The sequence below is a fragment of the Diaphorobacter limosus genome, assembly GCF_033100095.1.
In the GTDB taxonomy this organism is placed as follows: Bacteria; Pseudomonadota; Gammaproteobacteria; order Burkholderiales; family Burkholderiaceae_C; genus Alicycliphilus; species Alicycliphilus limosus.
On record NZ_CP136921.1, the window covers coordinates 2,773,123 to 2,795,300 of the forward strand.

Annotated in this window: 14 protein-coding genes; 12 read left to right on the plus strand and 2 right to left on the minus strand. The window is 68.5% G+C overall.

The window, feature by feature from the left end; translation table 11 throughout:
• Nucleotides 1-43: 43 nt before the first annotated feature.
• From P4826_RS13380 to P4826_RS13425, 10 genes are all read left to right on the plus strand, one after another.
• Nucleotides 44-1,540, plus strand: a complete 1,497-nt coding sequence (locus P4826_RS13380) for a DUF4178 domain-containing protein (RefSeq protein ID WP_317700867.1) — start codon at nt 44-46, stop codon at nt 1,538-1,540.
• Nucleotides 1,541-1,577: 37 nt separating this feature from the next.
• Nucleotides 1,578-1,799 (plus strand): DUF350 domain-containing protein, encoded by a 222-nt coding sequence (locus tag P4826_RS13385; protein WP_317700868.1) that lies wholly within the window; start codon nt 1,578-1,580, stop codon nt 1,797-1,799.
• 13 nt (nt 1,800-1,812) lie between these two features.
• On the plus strand, nt 1,813-2,604 hold the full coding sequence (locus tag P4826_RS13390) for a YecA/YgfB family protein (RefSeq protein WP_317700869.1): 792 nt from the start codon (nt 1,813-1,815) through the stop codon (nt 2,602-2,604).
• A gap of 62 nt (nt 2,605-2,666) precedes the next feature.
• Nucleotides 2,667-3,092: a PIN domain-containing protein gene (locus P4826_RS13395; protein ID WP_317700870.1), complete on the plus strand. Its 426-nt coding sequence runs from the start codon at nt 2,667-2,669 to the stop codon at nt 3,090-3,092.
• A gap of 22 nt (nt 3,093-3,114) precedes the next feature.
• Entirely contained in the window at nt 3,115-3,366 is a 252-nt protein-coding gene (locus tag P4826_RS13400; protein ID WP_317700871.1) for a hypothetical protein, read from the plus strand.
• 68 nt (nt 3,367-3,434) lie between these two features.
• Nucleotides 3,435-5,189 carry a site-specific DNA-methyltransferase gene (locus P4826_RS13405; protein ID WP_317700872.1) on the plus strand — a complete coding sequence of 585 codons (1,755 nt, stop codon included), beginning with the start codon at nt 3,435-3,437 and terminating at the stop codon, nt 5,187-5,189.
• A gap of 5 nt (nt 5,190-5,194) precedes the next feature.
• The gene (locus P4826_RS13410) at nt 5,195-7,111 is read left to right on the plus strand and encodes an ATP-binding protein (protein ID WP_317700874.1); all 1,917 of its coding nucleotides are present in this window, start codon (nt 5,195-5,197) and stop codon (nt 7,109-7,111) included.
• Complete coding sequence (locus P4826_RS13415; RefSeq protein ID WP_317700876.1) at nt 7,108-9,804, plus strand: DEAD/DEAH box helicase; 2,697 nt, start codon at nt 7,108-7,110, stop codon at nt 9,802-9,804. The genes P4826_RS13410 and P4826_RS13415 overlap by 4 nt, the downstream gene beginning before the upstream one ends.
• Entirely contained in the window at nt 9,801-11,357 is a 1,557-nt protein-coding gene (locus P4826_RS13420) for a polyamine aminopropyltransferase (RefSeq protein WP_317700878.1), read from the plus strand. Before P4826_RS13415 ends, P4826_RS13420 begins: the two co-directional genes overlap by 4 nt.
• On the plus strand, nt 11,341-13,065 hold the full coding sequence (locus tag P4826_RS13425; RefSeq protein ID WP_317700880.1) for an NAD(P)-binding protein: 1,725 nt from the start codon (nt 11,341-11,343) through the stop codon (nt 13,063-13,065). The genes P4826_RS13420 and P4826_RS13425 overlap by 17 nt, the downstream gene beginning before the upstream one ends.
• Here P4826_RS13425 and P4826_RS13430 read toward each other — a convergent pair.
• Nucleotides 13,013-14,560, minus strand: a complete 1,548-nt coding sequence (locus P4826_RS13430; protein WP_317700881.1) for a GGDEF domain-containing protein — start codon at nt 14,558-14,560, stop codon at nt 13,013-13,015. The genes P4826_RS13425 and P4826_RS13430 overlap by 53 nt on opposite strands.
• 237 nt (nt 14,561-14,797) lie before the next feature.
• Here P4826_RS13430 and P4826_RS13435 point away from each other — a divergent pair, with 237 nt between their 5' ends.
• Both P4826_RS13435 and P4826_RS13440 read left to right on the plus strand, forming a co-directional pair.
• On the plus strand, nt 14,798-17,845 hold the full coding sequence (locus P4826_RS13435) for a bifunctional diguanylate cyclase/phosphodiesterase (protein ID WP_317700883.1): 3,048 nt from the start codon (nt 14,798-14,800) through the stop codon (nt 17,843-17,845).
• Nucleotides 17,846-18,003: 158 nt separating this feature from the next.
• On the plus strand, nt 18,004-19,533 hold the full coding sequence (locus P4826_RS13440; protein WP_317700885.1) for a catalase: 1,530 nt from the start codon (nt 18,004-18,006) through the stop codon (nt 19,531-19,533).
• A gap of 3 nt (nt 19,534-19,536) precedes the next feature.
• On the opposite strand, the gene P4826_RS13445 is transcribed toward P4826_RS13440, so the two are convergent.
• Nucleotides 19,537-22,104 (minus strand): cation-translocating P-type ATPase, encoded by a 2,568-nt coding sequence (locus P4826_RS13445; protein ID WP_317700887.1) that lies wholly within the window; start codon nt 22,102-22,104, stop codon nt 19,537-19,539.
• Nucleotides 22,105-22,178: the final 74 nt, after the last annotated feature.

Sequence of the window (22,178 nt, forward strand, 5' to 3'; positions counted from 1 at the left end):
GATACCAAAGCGCTAGAAGCCAAAAACACTCAAAACACCACGCATGGCCGACAGCGCCCCCCAGCGCAGCTACCGCGCGCCCTGCCCCGGTTGCGGCGCGCCGGTCGAGTTCAGGAGCGCCCAGTCCACCCACGCCATCTGCGCCTACTGCCAGAGCATGGTGGTGCGCAGCGGCGAGGTGCTGCAACGCCTGGGCAAGATGGCCGAGCTGTTCGACGACCACAGCCCGCTGCGCCTCATGGCCAGCGGGCGTATCGAGCAGGATGGCAAGGATCAGCCCTTCACCCTGATCGGCCGCCTGCAGTACCAGGGCGAGCAGGGCCGCTGGACGGAGTGGATCGCGTTTTTGCAAGACGGCGGCAGCGGTGTGTTGAGCGAGGACAACGGCGCCTACGTCTTCACCCGCCCGGCCCGGCTGGGCCGCGACGCCCCGGCGCCCGAGCAGCTGCGCGTGGGCATGACCACGGCCGTGGGCGGCCAGCCCTTCAGCGTGGCGGCCAACATGCAGGTGCGCCTGGTCTCGGCCCAGGGCGAGTTGCCCAAGCTGCCGCCGCTGGGCCAGCCCTTCCAGGTGGTGGAGCTGCGCAGCGCCGATGGCGAGGTGCTGTCCATCGACTACGGCAGCCAGCCACCCCAGGTACAGCGTGGGCGCGCCGTGCGGCTGCAAGACCTGCGCCTTGTCGGCATCAAGGACGAATCCGCCCGCGACGAGCAGGGCCGCCAGTTCAACTGCCCGCGCTGCGGCGCACCGGTGCGCGTGGAGCTGGCCAGCAGCAAAAGCTGCACCTGCCCGGCGTGCGACAGCATCATCGACCTGAGCGCCGGCCTAGGGGGCGAGCTGCGCCACGCCGCCCAGTACGAACCCGTGCAGCCGCTGATCGCCCTGGGCAGCGTGGGCCAGTTCGAGGGCGCGCCCTGGCAGGTGGTCGGTTTTCAGCACCGCTCCGGGCGCGAAGCCGGCGACGATGAGAACTTTGGCTGGGAGGAATACCTGCTCTACAACCGCCAGCGCGGCTTCATCTTTCTGGTGGACGCCAGCGACGGCTGGAGCCTGGTGCGCCCCACCACCGGCGCGCCGCAGTACAAACCGGGCGCGCAGCAGGCCAGCTACCTGGGCCGGCAGTACCGCCTGACCTCCAGCTACCAGGCCGAGACGACCTACGTCGCCGGCGAGTTCTACTGGCCCGTGGTGCGCGGCCAGAAGACCGGCAACAGCGACTTTGCCGCGGTGAACGGCCGCGGCATCCTCTCGCGCGAGCAGACACCGGGCGAGATCACCTGGTCGCACGGCAGCCGCATCGACAGCAGCGCCGTGGCCCAGGCCTTCAAGCTCGGCGACAAGGCCGGGTTGTTCCGGCGCCAGGACGCGGGGCCGGTCGCTGCCGCCTCCGGCATAGGCTGTGGCACGCTGATCCTGGTGTTGTTCATCCTCTTCGTGCTGCTGGTGCTGATGAGCAACTGCTCGGGCAGCCCGGGCGGGGGCGTGCGCAGCTCGGGCGGCTCGTTCGGTGGCTACAGCAGTGGCGGCGGTCACAAATGAATCGTTCTTTCACCCAACCCTACAAGGAGCAAACGCCATGATGGGAATCGAATGGCTACGGCCCGCGGCCTTTCTCGGGTCCATCCTCTACGCGCTGATCGGCGTGGTCATCTTCTGGCTGTGCTTTGTGCTCATCGACAAGATCACGCCCACCGACCTGTGGGCCGAGATCGTCGAAAAACAAAACCGCGCCCTGGCGCTGGTGGTGGCGGCCATGTGCCTGGGGATCAGCATCATCGTCGCCGCCGCCATCCACTGAAAGGCCTGTGCCCATGGAACCGCTGAACGAATTTTTCTCCTGGAACCTGCGCCATATCAACGCCGAGGGCGAGCGCCTGATGACCGAGGACGAGCTGCTGGAGCTCTTCGAGCGCATGGAGGCCGACGACCTGCCCGAGACCGCCATGAGCATGGGCCAGGCCGACGGCTACATGACCGCGCTGGTCATCGCCCCCGACCCGGTGATGCTGCACCAGTGGATGGAGGCCATCTTCGGCCAGCCCACCCTGCCGCTGGCCGAAGACCCCGCCGCCCAGACGCGGCTGCTGGAACTGCTGCGCGCGCGCTACCTCGACATCCAGCTGCGCCTGGCCACGCCGCGCAGCCAGATCACCACCGACAACCTGTTCACGCCGCTGCACGCCGACGTCGATCCCGGCGACTGCATCACGCCCTACCAGCTCGACGCGGACGGCCTGCGCCGGGGCGACTGGACGCTCAGGGACTGGGCCCAGGGCTTTCGCACCGCCGTGTCCGAGGACTTGAGCTGGGACGAGCTGATCGAAGACCCCGACGACTACCACCTGATCAGCCCCATCGTGCTCTTCGACCTGGGCCACAACCCCGACCGGCCCGAGCAGCAGATCGACCAGGACGACGCATTTGCGCAGCTGCTGATCACCACCCTGTATGAGCTGATGGCCTGGTGGCGCGACCCCCACCGCCGGGCCGTGCGGGAGCAGCTGGCCCGTATGCCGCTGCTGCGCCAATCGGTCAAGGTCGGCCGCAACGACCCCTGCCCCTGCGGCAGTGGCAAGAAGTACAAGAAATGCTGCGGGGCGTGACTTGTCCCGTGGGGAAATAAACCACAGGGGATAAATGACATCACTTTAGATATCATCTATCCATGCGATATCTGCTTGACACCAACGTGCTGGTGGCTGCCTTGCGTTCCAGCCAAGGTGCCAGCCACGCCCTGGTGCGCCGCGCCTTGCAAGGTGAGCTGCCGCTCGTGGTGCACCAGAAGCTGGTGTACGAATACCGCGATGTGTTCAGCCGACCCACCACGCTGGCCGATACCGGCCTTGCCTGGGCCGACGCCGAGCTGGTGCTGGCGCACCTCGTGGCACGTGCCCAGGAGGTGCATGTGCGCTACCTCTGGCGCCCCAATCTGCGCGACGAGGGCGACAACTTCGTGCTGGAAATCGCGGTTGCCGCCTGGCCCTGCACCCTGGTCACGCACAACCTGGCTGACTTTGCCCGGGGTCAGCTGCGCTTCCCGCAGATCCCCATCACCACACCCGGGCAGCTGCTGCGCAGCCTGACGCATTGACCCGCCACCACCGGAGGCCATGATGAGCAAAACATCCTTTCCCCTGCGCATCCAGAACGACGAGCGCGAGCGCGCCAAGCGCCTGGCCGAGGCCCTGGGCGTGTCGGAGAACCGCCTCTACGCCGAGCTGATCCACGACGGCATGCTGATCCGCGAGCAAATGCTCTACATGGGCCAGCTGCGCGCGCTGGCGGCCCGCACCCTGCCCCAGGACGCGCTGGCGGTGCTGGACAAGGTGCCCGCCACGCCGCCCGTGGAGACCGACAGGGTTTGAAGCGCCGCGCCCACAGCCCTCTTTGTTGACTTGCTCCTGCCCGCCCAGCGCGGGCTCGCCCCTGCCCCATGCCCACCCTAGACTGGCTCAACCGCGCCACCGCCTTCACCACGGCATCCGAAGTGCCCTACCGCCTGCTGGACAGCGTCTCCGCCCACGGCGACGCCGCGCAGGCGGCGAACAACCTGCTGATCCAGGGCGACAACCTCGAAGCCTTGAAGGCCCTGCTGCCGTTTTACCGGGGGCGGGTGAAGTGCATCTTCATCGACCCGCCGTACAACACCCAAAGCGCCTTCGAGCACTACGACGACAACCTGGAGCATTCGCAGTGGCTGTCGATGATGCTGCCGCGCCTGCAGCTGCTGCGCGAGCTGCTGAGCGAGGACGGTTCGATCTGGGTCACCATCGACGACAACGAGGGGCATTACCTCAAGGTGTTGATGGATGAGGTGTTTGGGCGGAGGAATTTTGTGGCGGATGTGTCGTGGCACAAGCGCGTCAGCCCAGCCAATGACGCACGCTATTTCAGCGGCGACCACGATCACGTCTTGGTGTATGCCAAGAGTAAGCCTCTCTGGCAGCCGAAACGCCTGCCGCGCAGCGAAGAACAAACGAAGTACTACACAAACCCTGACAACGACCCGCGCGGAGAGTGGAACTCTGCGGCCTACACCTGCGCGAAAACCGCTGATGAGCGCCCCAACCTGTACTACCCACTCATCCATCCACGAACGGGCAAAGAGGTCTGGCCCAAGCGCACGCGCGTATGGGCGTATTCACAAGAAGCACATGCGCAGCACCTCCAAAACAACATGCTGTATTGGGGTGTCGATGGCAACGCAAATGCTCCGCGTATCAAAAAATTTCTCACTGATTCTGGAGATGTGGTTCCCCGCTCCATCTGGGCGCACAGCGAGTCAGGACACAACCAAGAAGCCATGCTGGAAGGGCTGACCTTGTTTGCCGATGGTCGTTTCGGCACCCCCAAACCCGAGCGCCTGCTTCAACGCATCCTGCACATCGCCACGAATCCCGGCGACCTCGTCCTCGACAGCTTCCTCGGCTCCGGCACCACGGCCGCCGTTGCCCACAAGATGGGCCGGCGCTGGATAGGCATAGAAATGGGCGAGCATGCCGCCACCCACTGTCTGCCGCGGCTGCAAAAAGTCGTCGCCGGCGAGCAGGGCGGCATCAGCCAGGCATTGGGCTGGCAGGGCGGCGGCGGCTTTCGCTTCCAGAGGCTGGGCGCGCCCATTTTTGACGCCACCGGCGCCATCCACCCCGAGGTGCGCTTCGCCACCCTGGCGGCCTTCGTCTGGCAGCAGGAGACGGGCCAGACCTGGGACGCGGCCCAGGGCCAGGCGGGCACGCCGTGGCTGGGAACCTACTCTGTTTTTGAGAGCGTGCAGCGCTTGACGGACGGGCGCGAAGGGGCGATTTCGCTTGAAATGGGCGGTGCTGGCCCTCACCCCAACCCTCTCCCGGAGGGAGAGGGAGAAAGACCGGCGGGCGCGGCGCTGCATTCACTCCCTCTCCCGCGAGCGGGAGAGGGCAGGGGTGAGGGTGTCTGCTCGGCCCAGGTGCTGCGCAGCCGCACGGCCTACTACCTGCTGTTCAACGGTATTTTGGGCGACAAGCGCCCCGCCAGCGGCAACGTGCTCACGCGCGCGGTGCTCGATGCGCTGCTGGCGCTGCACGCCACCACGCCCCACCCCGAGGCGCCGCTGGTGGTCTACGGCGAGGCCAACCGCCTCGGCCCCGAGACGCTGGCGCGCGCGCGGGTCACGTTCAAGCACATTCCGTACGACGTGAAGGCGAGGTGAGGGGGATGAACGCACAGGAGCTGCTGGAAAGCCTGAACCTGCTCGATGAAAACGAGCGCATCGAGGCCAAGCGCGCGCAGGAGGCGGGCAAGTCGCTGCTGGAAACCATTTGCGCCTTTGCCAATGAGCCTCATCTGGGCGGCGGCTGGCTGTTGCTGGGGGTGGCGCCGGACGAACAGGCGCTGTTCCCCGGCTATGCCGTGGAGGGCGTACCTCAGCCTGACAAGCTCAGCGCCGACCTGGCCAGCCAGTGCGCCACGACGTTCAATATGCCTCTGCGGGTGGACATACGCACCGAAACGCTGGCGGGTGAGTCGGTCGTCGTGGTGTTCGTGCCCGAGGCTGCGCCGCAGGACAAGCCCATTTACTTCAAGGCCACCGGCCTGCCCAAGGGCGCATTTCGCCGCATCGGCAGCACCGACCAGCGGTGCACCGAGGACGATCTGGAAACGCTGTACCAGTCGCGCCAGCGCGAGAGCTTTGACGCGGGGCTGGTTTCTGGCGCCGAGCTGGATGATTTCGACGACGCCGCCATTGCCGAGTACCGCCAGGCCCGGGCCGAGGCCAATCCCGATGCCGAGGAGCTGCGCTGGACGGACGCAGAACTCTTGCAGGCGTTGAACGCGGTACGGCGCGATGCGGCAGGCGCCTGGAAGCCCACGGTGGCGGGCTTGTTGCTGTTTGGGAAGGCTGTGGCTTTGCGGCGCTGTTTCCCGATGACGCGGGTCGATTACATCCGGGTGCCGGGGCGGGAATGGGTGCCGCATCCCGACCGCCGCTTCGACACGGTCGAGCTGCGTGCGCCGCTGTTCACGCTGCTGCGCCGCACCCAGGCGGCCGTGCTGGACGATCTGCCCAAGGGCTTTGGTCTGGAAGAGGGCCAGTTGCAGCGCCGTGACAAGCCCGTCATCCCGCTGCGCGCGCTGCGCGAGGCACTGGTCAATGCCCTGATGCACCGCAGCTACCGTGTGCAGGCTCCGGTGCAGGTGATTCGCTATGCGAACCGGCTTGAAATCCGCAACCCGGGTTTTTCGCTCAAGTCGCCCGATCACCTGGGCGAGCCGGGCTCCATGCCGCGCAACCCCCACATCGCCGCCGTGCTGCACGAAACCCGCTTTGCCGAAACCAAGGGCAGCGGCATTCGCGCCATGCGCGAGGCGATGGACAAGGCCGGGCTGGTGCCGCCCCTGTTCGAGTCTGACCGGGGGCAGGATCAGTTCAGCACCCTGTTTTTCTTTCACCACTTTCTGGGGGAAGACGACATCCGCTGGCTGGCGCAGTTCAAGGCGCTGCACCTCAGCGACGAAGAGGCCCGCGCCCTGGTCGTGGCCCGCGAAGCCAGCGCCATCGACAACGCGACCTACCGCGCTCTGAACAAGGTGGACACCCTCACCGCCAGCAGTGCCCTGCGGCGCTTGCGCGACGCGGGCCTGTTCAGCCAGCAAGGCCGGGGCTCGGCCACTTGGTACCAGCCCACGGACAGGCTGTTGGGCGGCGCGCCTGGCGGCTTGCCTGGCCAGCTGGATGCGCTATCCAGTAAGTCAGCCCCCTTATCCAGCATGCCTGAGGGCTTATCTAGTAAGTCCGCCTCCTTATCTAGCAAGTCCGACGGCTTATCTAGTAAGCCTGATCCGGCCCGCATGGCCTTGCTGGACGAACTGCCTGGCCAGCTTGCGGCCCGCATTGGCGCGCTGGGGCAGCGCCATCCGCCGGAGCGAGTGCGCGATCTGGTGGTGGAGCTGTGCCAGCGCCGCCCCTGGCGGGCGGACGAACTGGCGCTGCTGCTGCAACGTAACCCGGAATCCATCCGCCAAAACTACCTGCGTCCTTTGCTGGCGCAAAAGCGCATTGCCATGACTCAGCCGGACAAGCCCAAGTCGCCGCAGCAGGCATACCGCAGCGTGCAGGAAAGCCTTCCATGACCCCCATCACCCTCAAGACCTACCAGCAAACTGCCCTCGACACCCTGGCCGCCTTCGCCCGCGCGGCGCGGGTCAAGGGCCCGGCGCTGGCCTTTGGCGAGCTGGCGGGCCGGCCCTGGCACGCCGGGGCGTTTGGCGACGGGCTGCCCTGCGTGTGCCTGCGCATCCCCACCGGTGGCGGCAAGACGGTGCTGGCCGCGCACGCCGTGCCGCTGCTGGCGCGCGAGTGGGCGGCGGTGGATGCGCCGGTGGCCGTGTGGCTGGTGCCCAGCGATGCGATTCGCCAGCAAACCCTGAAGGCGCTGCAGACGCCCGGCCACCCGTACCGCGCGGCGCTGGCCGATGCCTACGGCGAGGGGCTGCGCGTGTGCGCGCTCGAAGACGTGGCGCAGATCGCGCCGCCCGAGTGGGGCCGTAATGCCGTTGTGGTGGTGGCGACGATCCAGAGCTTTCGCATCGAGGACGCGGGCCAGCGCAATGTGTATAGCTTTTCCGAGAGCTTCGAGCCGCATTTCCGGGGCGCGGACGAGCGGGCGCTGGCAGGGCTGCGCGATCTGCCCGACGCGCTGGTCACGCCCGAGGATGTAGCGGCTGACACCACCGGCGTGCTGGCCGGCTTTGCGGGCCAGCCGCGCTGGAGCCTGGCGAACTGGCTGGCGCTGCACCGGCCCATCCTCATCGTGGACGAGGCGCACAACGCCAAGACGGACAAGAGCTTCACCGCGCTGCAGCGGCTGAATCCGGGCTTCATCCTGGAGCTGACGGCCACGCCCATCGCCGCCAAGACCAACGTGCTGTACCACGTCAGCGCGCAGGAGCTGGCGGCCGAGGACATGATCAAGCTGCCCATCGTGCTGGCCGAGCACCCCGAGGGCTGGCCTGCTGCCGTATTCGGCGCGGTGCAAACCCGGCGCAAGCTGGAGGCCGAGGCACTGAAGGACGAGGCCGCAGGCGCGGGCTATGTGCGCCCCATCGTGCTCTTTCAGGCGCAGAACACGGGCGACGAGATGCCGCCCGAGAAGCTGCGCGACTACTTGATTGATGAACTGAAATTGCCAGCCAATCAGGTGGTCGTGGCCACGGGCAAGGAGCGTGGCCTGGACGACATCCACCTGGCGGCGCGCGATTGCCCGGTGCGCTACGTCATCACCGTGCAGGCGCTGCGCGAGGGCTGGGACTGCCCGTTTGCCTATGTGCTGTGCAGCCTGCAAAAACTGAGCAGCGCCACGGCGGTGGAGCAATTGCTGGGCCGCGTGCTGCGCATGCCCTACGCTGCGCGCCGGGGGCGCGAGGCGCTGAACCGCGCCTACGCCCATGTGTGCGCGGCGGAGTTCTCGCAGGCGGCGCACGCACTGGCGGATCGACTGATCGAGCACATGGGCTTTGAAGCGCTGGATGTGGCGAGCATGATCGCCGCGCAAAGCAGCCTGCCACTCTGGGGTAACGATTTAGAGCCAAATCAGGCTCTCGAGCCCGTCCAGCAAGCGCCAATAGCTACAAATTTTGAATCCATTGCTGCCACCCCCGAACTGCTGGCCGTGCCCGGCCTGCAGCAGCGGGCGGTAGGGGGCGTCGCACAGGTGGTGGTCACCGGCCACATCAGCCAAGACACCGAAGCGCTGCTGCTGTCCCAGGTGCGCGGCGCCAAGAAGCAAGAGCAGGTGCGCGAGCAGGTGGCGCAGCACAACGCGCTGGTGGCGGCGCAGGCAGCGCCCGCATCGCGCTGCGTGCCCTTTGCGCCGCTGCCCACGCTGGGCTATCGGCTGGATGCGCAAGCCCCCCTGTGGCCGCTAGAGCGTGAGGCGGTGCTGGACGCGGTGGAGCTGGACTTGCTCACGCCGCAGGCGGTGCAGCTGACCAGCTTTCAGGTGGCGCAGGAATCAGACATTTTCGAGATCGGCATGGACGGTGCCCGTGTGGCGCTGCGCTCTGCGGGCAGCGCCCAAATGGCAATGGACTGGGAAAGCAGCAGCATTGATGCCGACACCTTGGTGGGCTGGCTGGACCAGTCTCTGTTCAAGGCCCCCGAACTGGCCGGGCTCACGCAGAGCCAGCGCCGCGCCTTCCTGGCGGCGGTGGTGAAGCACCAGTTGCACAGCTGCGGCGTGCCGCTGGTGGTGCTGGCACAGGCGCGCTTCAGGCTGGCGCGCGCCATCGAAGCCCATGTGGGTGACTTGCGCGACGCAGCCACGCGGCGCGCCTTCCAGCAGCAGGTGCTGGGCCTGGGGGACGGCAGCGCTTGGCTGATTGAGCCGGATTGGGCGCACCCGCATGTATTCGAGCCTGGCCGCTACCCGGCACCAGTAGGCTCGCGCTACGGTGGGCGCTACCAGTTCGGCAAGCACTACTTCCCGGTGCTGGCCGACCTGAAAGACGGTGGCCAAGAGTTCCAGTGTGCGCAGCTCATCGACCGCCACCCCAAAGTGCGCCACTGGGTGCGCAACCTCGACACGGCGCCCTGCGGCTTTGGCCTGCCCACATCGCGTGGGCGGTTCTATGCAGACTTTGTGGCCGAACTGGCAGATGGGCGCGTGGCGTTGCTGGAGTTCAAGGGGCTTTTGCAGCATGAGCCTTACGAACTGGAAAAACGCCAAGTCGGTGAGCTGTGGGCACGCAGCAGCGGCGGGAAGGCCGTATTTGGCTGGCTGACTTTCGAAGGACTGGCGCAACAGCTGGACAACGCCCTGGCATGAACTCCCCCATCTCGCCCACAGCGCCGGTTCACGCGACTGCGCCGCGTCCGATAGACGTCGCCCTGCTGGCCAGCGTTTTCGTGGTGGCGGCCTGCGGCCTGCTGTACGAACTGGCCGCCGGGGCGCTGGCGTCGTATGTGCTGGGCGATTCGGTGCTGCAGTTCTCCACCATCATCGGCACCTACCTGTTTGCCATGGGCCTGGGATCGTGGTTGTCGCGCTATTTCGAGCGGCAGTTGCCCGCGCACTTCCTGCGCATCGAGCTGCTGGTGGCGCTGATCGGCGGCGCGTTGCCTGCCACGCTGTTCCTGGCCAATGCGTATGCACCGGGCGCGTTCCGGTTTCTGCTGTATGGCATGGTGCTGATGGTGGGCACGCTGGTGGGGCTGGAGATTCCGCTGGTCATGCGCATCCTGAAGCGCAACACCGAGCTGAAAGACCTGGTGAGCCAGGTACTCACCTTCGACTACCTGGGCGCGCTGGCGGTGTCGCTGGCGTTTCCACTGCTGCTGGTGCCGCAGCTGGGGCTGGTGCGCACGGGGCTGCTGTTTGGCTTCATGAACGCCTTTGTCGCGCTGTGGGCGCTGTGGCTGTTCCGGCATGAGCTGCGGCGCTTCGGCGCCCACGCGCTGGCCTGCGCCCTGGTGCTGGCCGCGCTGCTGGCGGGGCTGGTGGGGGCGGAGCACATCACGCGCTTTGCCGAAGACAAGTTCTACCAGGACCGCATCGTGATGAGCCACAGCTCACCCTACCAGCGCATCGTCGTCACCCAGGGGCGCGCCGGCCATCGCCTGTACCTGAACGGCAACCTGCAGTTTGCCGAGCGCGACGAATACCGCTACCACGAGGCCCTGGTGCATCCGGCCATGGCCGCGCATGGGGCGCCGAAGCGCGTGGCGGTGCTGGGTGGCGGCGACGGCATGGCGGTGCGCGAGATCTTGAAATACCCCAGCGTCGAATCCGTCACGCTGGTCGAGCTGGACCCGGCGATGACGCGGCTGTTCGGCCAGGACGCGACGCTGCGCCGCCTGAACGGCGACGCGCTGGCCTCGCCCAAGCTGCGCGTGGAGAACCAGGACGCCTTCCAGTGGCTGCAGGGCACCGACGACATGTTCGACGTGATCGTGGTGGACTTCCCCGACCCGACCAACTTTGCCATCGGCAAGCTTTACACCAACAGCTTCTACGCCCTGCTGCAGCGGCGCCTGGCGGCCAGCGGTTATGCCGTCGTCCAGACCACCTCGCCGCTGGTGGCGCGCAACAGCTTCTGGACGGTGGTGGCGACCATCGAATCCGTGGGCCTGAGCGCCCAGCCCTACCACGCCCATGTGCCCAGCTTTGGCGAATGGGGCTTCATCATCGCCAGCCGCCGGCCCTGGCGCATGCCCGATACGCTGCCGCCGGGGCTGCGCTTTCTGGACGTGAAATCCCTGCCGCTGCTGTTTGACTTTCCGGCCGACATGGCGCGCCTGCCGGCCGAGGTGAACCGGCTATCGAACCAGGTGCTGGTGCACAGCTATGAGCAGGAATGGGGCCATGTCACGGGCCATTGACGGCGCGCCCGGGGGGCTGCGCCGGCGCCACCTGCTGGCCGCCGTTGCGGCCGGCGCGTTGGCGGGCTGCGAGCACGCCCCGCCCGATCTGCCCGGGGGCTACACCGGCATAGCCATGGAGCGCGGCCACGCGCTGCGCGAGCGCCTGGCCGGCGGCGCGCCCTACCAGCCCGACCGCCAGCGCCGCACCCAGGTGCTGATTGCCGGCGCCGGCGTGGCCGGCCTGGCGGCGGCGCGCGCGCTGCGCCTTGCCGGGGTGGAGGACTTCGCGCTGCTGGAGCTCGAAGACCAGGCCGGCGGCAACAGCCGCGCCGGCAGCGTGGGCGGCATCGCCTGCCCGCTGGGCGCGCATTACCTGCCCGTGCCCGGCGACGACGCGCCCGAGGTGCAGGACCTGCTCGAAGAGCTGGGCCTGCGCCAGCGCGTGGCCGGGCGCTGGCAGTACGGCGGCGACGACGGGCGCCACCTGTGCCACAGCCCGCAGGAGCGGCTGTTCATCGATGGCCAATGGCAGGACGGCCTGCTGCCCGTGGCGGGGGTGGGCGCGGCCACGCTGGCGCAGTACCGGCGCTTTGCCGCGCGCGTGGACGCGCTCTCGCGCGCCGCGCGGTTCACCATGCCGGTGGTCAGTGGTTTTAGGTCAAACAAGGCTCTGGCGCCCGTCCATCAAGCGCTGGACGCTATCACTTTCGCAGAATGGCTGGCGCGCGAGGGGCTGGATGACGCGCACCTGCGCTGGTACCTGGACTACTGCTGCCGCGACGACTACGGCGCCGGCAGCGCGCGCGTATCCGCCTGGGCCGGCATCCACTACTTTGCCAGCCGCCATGGCTTCCACGCCCCGGGCGAGGGCGGTGCCGACGCCGAGGGCGTGCTGACCTGGCCCCAGGGCAATGGCTGGCTGACGCAGCGCCTGGCCGCACCGCTGGCCGATCGCCTGCACGCCGGCGCCAGCGTGCTGCGCATCGCCGAGGGGCGCCATGGCGTGGAGCTGGACGCGCTGGACGCCGCCAGCGGCCAGGTCGTGCGCTGGCAGGCGCGCCGCTGCATCGTGGCGCTGCCGCTGTTCGTCGCCGCGCGCCTGGTGCAGCCGGTGCCCGACTTTTTGACCGAGGCCGTGCGCCGCCTGCAATGGGCGCCCTGGCTGGTGGCCAATATCCACATCGACCGCCCGCTGGCCGACCGGGGCGGCGCCGCGCCGGCCTGGGACAACGTGCTCTTCCAGGACGCCAACCCCGGTGGCCTGGGCTATGTGGACGCCGGCCACCAGCGCCTGGACGCGCGCGCCGCGCAGGCCGCGCCCACGGTGCTGACCTACTACCAGGCGCTGGGCGACCTGCCCGACGGTCGCAGTGCGCTGCTGGAGCGGCCCTGGACGCATTGGCGGGACGCCATCCTGGCGACCCTGGCCGGGCCGCATCCGGACATCCATGAGCGCGCCCAGCGCATGGAGCTCACGCGCTATGGCCACGCCATGGCCATCCCGGTGCCGGGTCTGCAGGTTTTTTTAAATGAAATTAGCCTCTCGCACTTATCTGGTAAGCGCTACCAGCTATCAAATGGGGAGCGTGCCGCCGTACCGCCCACGCCAGCCACGCCGCGCCTGCTGTTCGCCCACGCGGACTGGTCCGGCTACTCGGTGTTCGAGGAGGCTTTCACGCGCGGGCATGCGGCGGGGGTGCTGGCTGCGGCATTGGCGGCTCGGTAACCGCGCCCCGCAGTACGGTGGCGCAGACGCGGTTGCGCCCGGTGCGCTTGGCCACATAGAGCTGGCCGTCGGCCTGCTCCAGCAGCTGCTGGGCGCTGGCCGGGCCGGCTTCCAGGGTGGCCACGCCAATGCTCAGCGTCAGCATGGGGTGCCAGGCGCGGGCGTTGGGCAGGGTGAGCCGCTGCGTCGCCTCGCGTATGCGTTCGGCCAGGGCCTGCGCCTGTGTGGCGCTGGTGTCGGGCAGCAGGCAGGTGAATTCCTCGCCCCCGTGGCGCGCCGCCAGGTCGGTGGAGCGGGTCACCACCTTGCGCAGCACCCGGGCCACGGCGCGCAGGTAGTCGTCCCCGATGGAGTGGCCATAGGCGTCGTTCACGCCCTTGAAGTGATCCACGTCCAGCAGCAGCAGGCTCAGCGGCTGGCCCGTGCGCTGCTGGCGTGCATGCTCGCGGTGCAAGGCCAGGTCGAAGGCGCGCCGGTTCGGCAGGCCGGTCAGGGTGTCGGACAGGCTTTGCTGCTCCAGCGCCTGGTTGGCCGCCTGGAGGGCCTGCTGTTGCTGCTGCACCTGCTGGTGGCTGGCGGCCAGCCGGTGCGCCATGCGCCGGTAGTACAAAAAACCCAGGCCGAGCACCAGCGCCAGCAGGGCGCCGGCCACGCTGGTGGTCTGCCACATGGCGCGCTGGCTGCGCTGGGCCACGTAGCGTTCGATGAATTGGCGCTCGCCGATCACATGCGCGGCGACGGATGCCGAGCTGTCGATGGCCGCCAGGTAGCGGTCGAACGCCGCCGCCACGCGCTGGTGCGCCGGCGTGGGGCTGAAGTAGAAGCGGTAGGAGCGCGGGTCATCGCGCAGGGTGTGTATGACCTCCAGGTCGAAGAACTCGTGCGCGTAGCGCTTTTCCTCAAAGATGTCCCGGCTGTAGACGGCCAGGTCTATCGCGCCCGCGCGCAGCGCCTGGAACATGCCCTCGCTGCCGGCCTGGTCGAAGCGGGTGAGCCGGGGTGCGGCAACCACGGCCTGCACCTGTGGCTCCAGCGCCACGCCCTTGACCAGGCCAACGCGGTAGGGCGCCAGATCGGCCAGGCCGTGCACCGGCAGCGGCCGCCCCTTGCGGGCGATGACGGCGTAGTAACTCTCGTAATACGGCAGGGTGAACAGGCCCAGCCGGGCGCGATCGGCCTGGTGGCTCAGCGGCATGAAGACATCGGCGCGCCCGTCCTGCACCTGCTGCAGCTTGTCGGCCAGGCTCAGGTTCTGGCCGGGCAGCAGGTCGTGGCGCAGGCCCAGCTCCCTGGTGATGAAGCACCACACATCGACGCCGATGCCGCTGTAGCTCTTGCTGGCCGGGTCGTAGCGCGCCATCGGCGGCGCATCCACCGCCAGCACGCGCAGCGGCGCCAACGCCCGGAACTCGGCCTTCTCCTGCGGGCTGATCGCTACCGGCTCGCGCAGGCGGACATGCCGCGCACCCGCGCAGTCCAGGGCCGCCGCGGGCAACGCGCAGCACAGCGCAAGCCATGGCGCGCACCGCAGCAAACCCTGTTGAAACCGCTGCCAGCCCATCCGTCAGCTGCCTATTCTGAAGTAACAAAACACTGCATTGTCGCTGCAGTCGTGTACCACAGAGCTTGGTGATCAGGCCTCGCGCAAGGTTATTTCGGGGGCGGCCGGTGACCGTGGAATCTGTTTCATCTTGCAAAATGGTGGTCACCGCATTGCTTTTCACTGGCTGCCTTGATAACCGCCCGCCTGCGCGCCTCGCTGATCCACCGGCTGTCCCTGACCATTTGGGGGCTGTTCCTGGTGTTGCTGCTGTTGCTGGCGCTGCTGGCCTATGCGGCGCTGTGGCTGGGGGCCGATCGCGTCGTGCCGCCGGTGCTGCAGAAGGTGGTGCAGCTCAAGGCGCAGGCCAACGAGGGTCTGCTGCTGCAGGCCGAGGCCAGCGCGCGGCGCCTGCATGGCGAGCTGCTGCAGCGGCTCGACGGCGCCGATGCACGGGCCGCAGAGCAACGCTTTGCGGCCCTGTTTGTGCGCGGTGGCGACGGCCTGTGGCGCCTGCGCCCGCAGCTGGTGGACACCCAGCGCGCGCCCACGCTGTACCTGCATGATGGCGCGCAGGGCCTGTCCGCCTCGGCGCGGCTGCGTGCCGTGGCCAGCTACGAACTGCTGCGCGAGCAGGGGCCGGCGCTGGTGCCGCCGTTTTTCTCGGCCTACATGGACTTTGTCGAAGACGGCCTGATGGTCTATGCGCGCGGCATCGACTGGGGCGCGAATGCCACGGCCCAGGCCAGCAACGCCGGCTACCCCACCATGCAGGGCGCCGACCCGGGCAACAACCCCGGGCGCGAGCTGTTCTGGACGCCGGCGTACCTGGACGAGCAGGCGCGCACCTGGATGGTGTCGGTCATCGCGCCGCTGGACTGGCAGGGACGCTGGGTGGGCACGCTGGGGCACGATGTGTCGATTGCCAGCCTGATCGACTCGGTGGCCGTGCGCGACGACAGCCAGGCGCGGCAATTCATCATGAACCAGCAGGGCCGCCTGATCGCCCATTCGGACTGGAGCGCGCAAGCTGGCGCGGCCCCGCCGCCGCACCCGGCTGCAGCGCCCGACCGCGCACTGGAGCTGCTGCAGCAGATGGTGCAGGGCACGGGTGCCGACAGCGGCGCCGGGCGCACGCCCGATGGGCGCCAATGGGTGGCCTGGTGGCGCATCCGCGGCCCGGGCTGGTACCAGGTGCTGGTGCTGCCGCAAGAGCGCGTCAACGGCGCGCTGCGCCAGGGGTTGCTGGCCGTGGTCGGCGTGGGGCTGCTGGTGTTGCTGCCGGCCCTGTGGTGGCTGCGCCGGCGCGTGCGCCGCTTGCTGGCCCTGCCCTTGCGGCGGCTGACCCAGGCGGTCGATGAACTGGCCCAGGGGCAGGAGCCGGCACCCATCCGGCTGGCCAGGGCCGATGAGTTGGGACGACTGGCCAACGCCTTCGACACCATGGCCGCAGACCTGTCGCAGCAGCGGCGCTGGCAGATGACCCATGCCCAGGCGCTGCAGACCGAGGTCGATGAGCGCCGCCAGGTCATGCAGCGCCTGCAGCAGGAGCGCGCACGCCTGCTGGCGCTGCTGGGCGCCATGCACCAGGGCATCCTGTTCGTGGATACGGATCAGCATGTCAGCTACTGCAATGCCATGTTCCGCGAGCTGTGGGCCATGCCCGGAGGGCAGGCCATCGTCGGCCTGCCGATGGAGCAGGTGCTGCAGGCATGCCGGGGCCAGTTGCTGGCCGCCGCACGGCTGGACGAGCAGGTGTGCCAGAGCCTGGCCGGCGAGCCGGCGGCGGCCCCACTGGAGCTGGAGCTGGCGAGCGGCCGCATCCTGATGCTGGCCATCCACCGGGTGCATGACACGCAAAACGCTTCCATGGGCCATCTCTGGGTGTGCGAGGACGTGACGCAGCAGCGCCAGACGGCCGCGCAGCTCATCACCCTGGCCGAGCGCGATGCGCTCACCGGCCTGTACAACCGGCATTGCTTCGAGCAGGCGCTGGAGCGCTTCTTCCGTGAGTCGGCACGCCATGCACAGCCGGCGGCGGTGCTGTTTTTCGACCTGGATGAGTTCAAGTACGTGAATGACCGCTTTGGCCATGGCGCTGGCGACATGGTGCTGCTGCGCGTGGCGACGGCGGTCAAGGCCCTGGTGCGCGAGGCCGATCTGCTCAGCCGCTTGGGGGGCGACGAGTTCGCCATCTTCATGCCCCAGGCCACGCTGCACAGCGCCCAGCTGCTGGCCGAGCGCGTGGTGCGCGCCGTGGCCCAGGCGGCGCTGCATATCGAGGGCGAAGGCCATACCCTGCGCCTGACGAGCAGCCTGGGCATCGCCCATTTCCCCACCCATGCCGCCAGTGCCCAGGAGCTGGTGGCCCATGCCGACACCGCCATGTACCAGGCCAAGCACCTGGGCAAGAACCGCTGGAGCATCTACCGCGCCGAGAGCGACCGTGCCCAGGCCATGGTCACGCGCATGGCCTGGAACGAGCGCATTGACCGCGCCCTGGCGGGCGGCCTGCTGCGCCTGCATTTCCAGGGCGTGTACCACGCGCAAGAGCGTCGACTGGCGCATCTGGAGGCGCTGGTGCGCATGGTTGATGAGGACAACCCCGAGCAGCTCATTGCCCCCGGCCAGTTCATAGGCCATGCGGAGAAGAGCGGCAAGATCCTGGACATAGACCGCTGGGTGCTGCGCGAGAGCATCCGCCTGCTGGCGGCGCACCCGCGGCTGCCGGCGCTGGCGCTGAACATCTCAGGCCGCTCGCTCGACGACCCGGATCTGCCGGGCTTCATCACGGAGCAACTCGCAGCGCAGGGCGTGGCGCCCGAGCGCCTGCTGGTGGAGCTGACCGAGACGGCGGCCATTTCCGACCTGGGCGACGCCCAGCGCTTCATCGACGCCCTGCAGCGCGCTGGCTGCACCCTGTGCCTGGACGACTTCGGTACCGGCTTTGCGTCGTTTGCCTACCTCAAGCACCTGCAGGCCCGGGTGCTGAAGATCGACGGCCTGTTCGTGCGCAACCTGCCGCGCGAGCATGACAACCAGGTGTTCGTGCGCTCCATCATCGAGGTCGCCCATGGCATGGGCAAGCTGGCCGTGGCCGAGTTCGTCGAAGACGAGCAGACCCTGCAGCTGCTGCAGGGCATGGGCGTGGACATGGTGCAGGGCTACCATCTGGACAAGCCCCGTGCCGATCACCCCGGCTTGCACGGCGATGGGCGCGCCGGCATCGCGCCGGCGTGAGGGCGCTGGCGCCTGCGGCATGGGGCCAGCCCCGCGCCAGAGTCGCTCTATCTGTGTAATAAAAACTATTAAATTTTCAAATAAATCTAAAAATTCTATTATTCAACCGTGGCACTTGCCCATTGATCCCCTTCCCCACCGCAACCCAGGAGATAGCCATGACCGACCCTCGCCCCCAATGCCCCGTCACCCACCTGACGACCGACTTTGGCGCCCCGGTGGCCAGCAACCGCGACAGCCTGACGGCCGGCAGCCGCGGCCCGCTGCTGGCGCAGGACGTCTGGCTGAATGAAAAACTGGCCAACTTCGTGCGCGAGGTCATCCCCGAGCGGCGCATGCATGCCAAGGGCTCGGGCGCCTTCGGCACCTTTACGGTCACCAAGGACATCACCCAGTACACCCGCGCGGCCATCTTTAGCCAGGTCGGCAAGCAGACCGAGATGTTCGCCCGCTTCACCACCGTGGCCGGCGAGCGCGGCGCGGCCGACGCCGAGCGCGACATCCGCGGCTTTGCCCTGAAGTTCTACACCGAGGAGGGCAACTGGGACATGGTGGGCAACAACACGCCGGTGTTCTTCATCCGCGACCCGCGCCAGTTCCCCGACCTGAACAAGGCCGTCAAGCGCGATCCGAAAACCAATATGCGCAGCGCCACCAACAACTGGGACTACTGGACGCTGCTGCCCGAAGCGCTGCACCAGATCACCATCGTCATGAGCGAGCGCGGCATTCCGGCGAGCTACCGCCACATGCACGGCTTTGGCTCGCACACCTACAGCTTCTGGAACGCGGCCGGCGAGCGCTTCTGGGTCAAGTTCCACTTCAAGACGCAGCAGGGCATCAAGAATTTGACCGACGCCGAGGCCGAGGCGCTGATCGGCAAGGACCGCGAAAGCCACCAGCGCGACCTGTTCGACGCCATTGCCCGCGGCGACTTCCCCAAGTGGACGATGTACGTGCAGGTCATGCCCGAGGCGGACGCAGAGAAGGTGCCCTACCACCCCTTCGACCTGACCAAGGTCTGGCCGCACGCCGACTACCCGCTGATCGAGGTCGGCGAGTTTGCGCTGAACAAGAACCCCGAGAACTTCTTCCTGGACGTGGAGCAGTCGGCCTTTTCGCCCAGCAACCTGGTGCCCGGCATCGGCGTCTCGCCCGACCGCATGCTGCAGGCGCGCCTGTTCAACTACGCCGACGCGCAGCGCTACCGTCTGGGCGTGAACCACCAGCAGATTCCGGTGAACAAGGCACGCTGCCCCGTGCACAGCAACCACCGCGACGGCGCCGGCCGGGTGGACGCCAACTACGGCGGCGCGCCGCATTACGAGCCCAACAGCTTTGGCCAGTGGCAGGCGCAGCCTGAATTTGCCGAGCCGCCTTTGCGCATCAGCGGCGACGCCCAGCATTGGAGCTTCCATGAGGACGACAGCAACTACTTCCAGCAGCCGGGCAATCTGTTCCGCCTGATGACGGACGCGCAAAAGCAGGCGCTGTTTGGCAACACCGGCCGAGGCATGGGCGACGCGCCCGAGTTCGTCAAATTCCGCCATATCCGCAACTGCCATGCCGCCGACCCGGCCTATGGTGCGGGCGTGGCCAAGGCGCTGGGGCTGGATCTGGCGCGCGCGCTGGCGTCGAAGAAGGACGACCCGATGTTTGGCAACCCGCTGGTGGCGCTGCCAGTCTGAGCATCACGCGGCGCGCCGCTGGCGCGCCAGCCGCAGCCGCAACTGCCGCAACAGCTCCAACCACGCCAGGCAGGGCAGCAGCACGGCGGCGCCGGCCGCCAGGCCCGGCAGACCCGGGTTCCCCAGCCCCATCAGCGGGCCCAGGCCGGGGATGACCAGCAGGGCCGCCAGCAGCAGGCCCACGGCCGCGGCCATGGGCAGCAGCCAGGGGTTGGGCGCGCCGCCGCGCCCCGGCACCCGGCCGTCGCGCTGCGCCAGGATGAGCAGCAGCACGCACAGCACCAGGGTGCCAAACACCACCGTGCGGCCCTGGGCCATGCTCCAGCCCTGGGCCTGCAGCCAGGCCTGCGCGCCCAGCAGCAGCGCGGCGACGCCCGCACCCTGCAGCAGCGCCGGCCATAGCGCACGCAGGGCAAAGGGCGAGTCCGCCACCGCGCGCGGCGGGCGCTGCATGATGTCGGGCGCCTCGGGTTCGGCCTCGAAGACGATGGAGCAGGCCGGGTCGATGAGCAGCTCCATCAGCACGATGTGCACCGGCAGCAGCAGCGCCGGCCAGTGCAGCAGCGTGGGCGCCAGCGCCAGCGCGATGATGGGCACATGCACGGCAAACACAAAGCGCGTGGCCTTGCGCACGTTGTCATCGATGCGCCGCCCCTGGCGTATGGCCGCGACGATATGGGCAAAACTGTCCTGCAGCAGCACCAGCGCCGCGGCTTCGCGCGCCACGTCGGTGCCACGCTCGCCCATGGCAATGCCGACATGCGCGGCCTTGAGCGCGGGGGCATCGTTCACGCCGTCGCCGGTCATGGCCACCACGGCGCCATCGTCGCGCAGCAGCCGCACCAGGCGCAGCTTGTGCGCGGGCTTGAGGCGTGCGCATATGTCCACCTGGTGCAGGCGTGCGCGCAGGGCGCTGTCGTCCAGGCCCTGCAGCTCATCGCCGGTGATCACCTCGGGGCGCTCGGACAGGCCCACCTGGCGTGCGATGGCGCGCGCCGTGGCCGGGTGGTCGCCGGTCATCATCACCACGCGCACGCCGGCGGCGCGGCATTGCGCCAGGGCGTCGGGCACCTCGGGGCGCGGCGGGTCGGCCAGCGCCAGCAGGCCCAGGAACTCGAAGTCGAAGTCATGCTGGCTGGCCGGCCAGAGCGCGCCCTGGGCCGCGCCAGTCCAATGCCCGCGCGCCACGCCAAGCACGCGCAGGCCACGTTCGGCCAGGGACTCGACCTGGGCGCGCAGGGCGTTGCGGTGCGCCTCATCGAGGTGGCACAGGTCGGCCACGGCCTCGGGCGCGCCCTTGGTGGCCAGCTGGTACATGTGGGGCTGGCCGCTGGCGAACACGCGTGTCATGGCCAGGATGTCGCTGGACAGCGGGTACTCGAACTCGGGCTCGCGCACGTCCTGCACATGCTCCGTGCCCTTGGGCCACTCATGGCCAAAGCGCGCAATGGCCTTCTCCATGGGGTCGAACGGGTCGGTCGGCGTGGCCAGCAGGGCGAATTCGACCAGCCGATGGAACGGCTCGGGCAGCGCGTTGGCCCCGGCCGCCTGCCATGTCTGTGCGGGCGTGGCCAGCTCGGCCACGGCCATGCGGTTCTGGGTCAGGGTGCCGGTCTTGTCCACCGCCAGCACGGTGATGGCGCCCAGGGTCTCCACGGCCGTGATGCGTCTGGTCAGTACCTGCTGGCGCGCAATGCGCCAGGCACCCAGGGCCAGGAACACGGTGAGGATGACCGGAATCTCTTCGGGCAGGATGGCCATGGCCAGCGCGATGCCGGCCAGCAGGCTGTCCAGCAGGGGGCGGCCATTCCACCACCAGCCCAGCAGCACCTGGGCCGTGGCCAGCAGCAATGCCAGCGCCCCCAGGGCGCGTACCAGGCGGCGCGAGCGCAGCTGCAGCGGTGAACGCGGCGTCTCGGTGGCCGCCAGGCCCGCACCAATGCGGCCCACGGCCGTGTCGCCGGCGGTGGCCAGCACCCGCGCCAGGCCCACGCCGCGCGTGACCACGGTGCTGGCGTGCAGGCTGTCGGCGCGCGCATCATGAGCCTCTTCGGCCAGGGCTCCATCTGACAGCGGCAGCCTGGCCACCGGCACGGATTCGCCCGTCAGCAGCGACTCGTCCACCTCCAGCTGGCCGTTGAGCAGCCGCGCGTCTGCGGCGATGCGGTCGCCCTCGCGCAGCACCAGCAGGTCACCGCGCACCACCTCGCGCCCGGCGATGCGCCGCTCCACGCCGTCGCGCAACACCAGGGCGCGCGGGGCGGACAGCTCGCGCAGCGACTCCAGCGCGCGTTGCGTCTTGCGCTCCTGGGTGAGGGTGATGCCTATGACCACCAGCACCGAGCCGAGCAGAAATAGCGCCTCGCCCCGGTCGCCCAGCGCCAGATAGGTGCCGCCTGCGGCCAGCAGCATCAGGAACATGGGTTCGGTCAGCACCTCGCGCACGATGGCCAGGTTGGACTTGGGCGCGCTGCCTGGCAGCTGGTTCGGGCCGTCGCTGGCCAGGCGCTCGGCCGCCTGTTGGCTGCTCAGGCCCTGCAGCGGCTCGTCAGGGGTGGGCTGGTCTGGCATGGGGCTTGGCGCGGGTAGGGGTTTTACCCCAGTGTATAAGGGCGGCCATTGCCTGCAGCCACGCCCCCTGACCG

Coding starts and splice junctions, on each gene's coding strand:
- P4826_RS13380 (WP_317700867.1), top strand. CDS start 44: ATGGCCGACAGCGCCCCCCAGCGCAGCTACCGCGCGCCCTGCCCCGGT.
- P4826_RS13385 (WP_317700868.1), top strand. CDS start 1,578: ATGATGGGAATCGAATGGCTACGGCCCGCGGCCTTTCTCGGGTCCATC.
- P4826_RS13390 (WP_317700869.1), top strand. CDS start 1,813: ATGGAACCGCTGAACGAATTTTTCTCCTGGAACCTGCGCCATATCAAC.
- P4826_RS13395 (WP_317700870.1), top strand. CDS start 2,667: ATGCGATATCTGCTTGACACCAACGTGCTGGTGGCTGCCTTGCGTTCC.
- P4826_RS13400 (WP_317700871.1), top strand. CDS start 3,115: ATGAGCAAAACATCCTTTCCCCTGCGCATCCAGAACGACGAGCGCGAG.
- P4826_RS13405 (WP_317700872.1), top strand. CDS start 3,435: ATGCCCACCCTAGACTGGCTCAACCGCGCCACCGCCTTCACCACGGCA.
- P4826_RS13410 (WP_317700874.1), top strand. CDS start 5,195: ATGAACGCACAGGAGCTGCTGGAAAGCCTGAACCTGCTCGATGAAAAC.
- P4826_RS13415 (WP_317700876.1), top strand. CDS start 7,108: ATGACCCCCATCACCCTCAAGACCTACCAGCAAACTGCCCTCGACACC.
- P4826_RS13420 (WP_317700878.1), top strand. CDS start 9,801: ATGAACTCCCCCATCTCGCCCACAGCGCCGGTTCACGCGACTGCGCCG.
- P4826_RS13425 (WP_317700880.1), top strand. CDS start 11,341: ATGTCACGGGCCATTGACGGCGCGCCCGGGGGGCTGCGCCGGCGCCAC.
- P4826_RS13440 (WP_317700885.1), top strand. CDS start 18,004: ATGACCGACCCTCGCCCCCAATGCCCCGTCACCCACCTGACGACCGAC.
- P4826_RS13445 (WP_317700887.1), bottom strand. CDS start 22,104: ATGCCAGACCAGCCCACCCCTGACGAGCCGCTGCAGGGCCTGAGCAGC.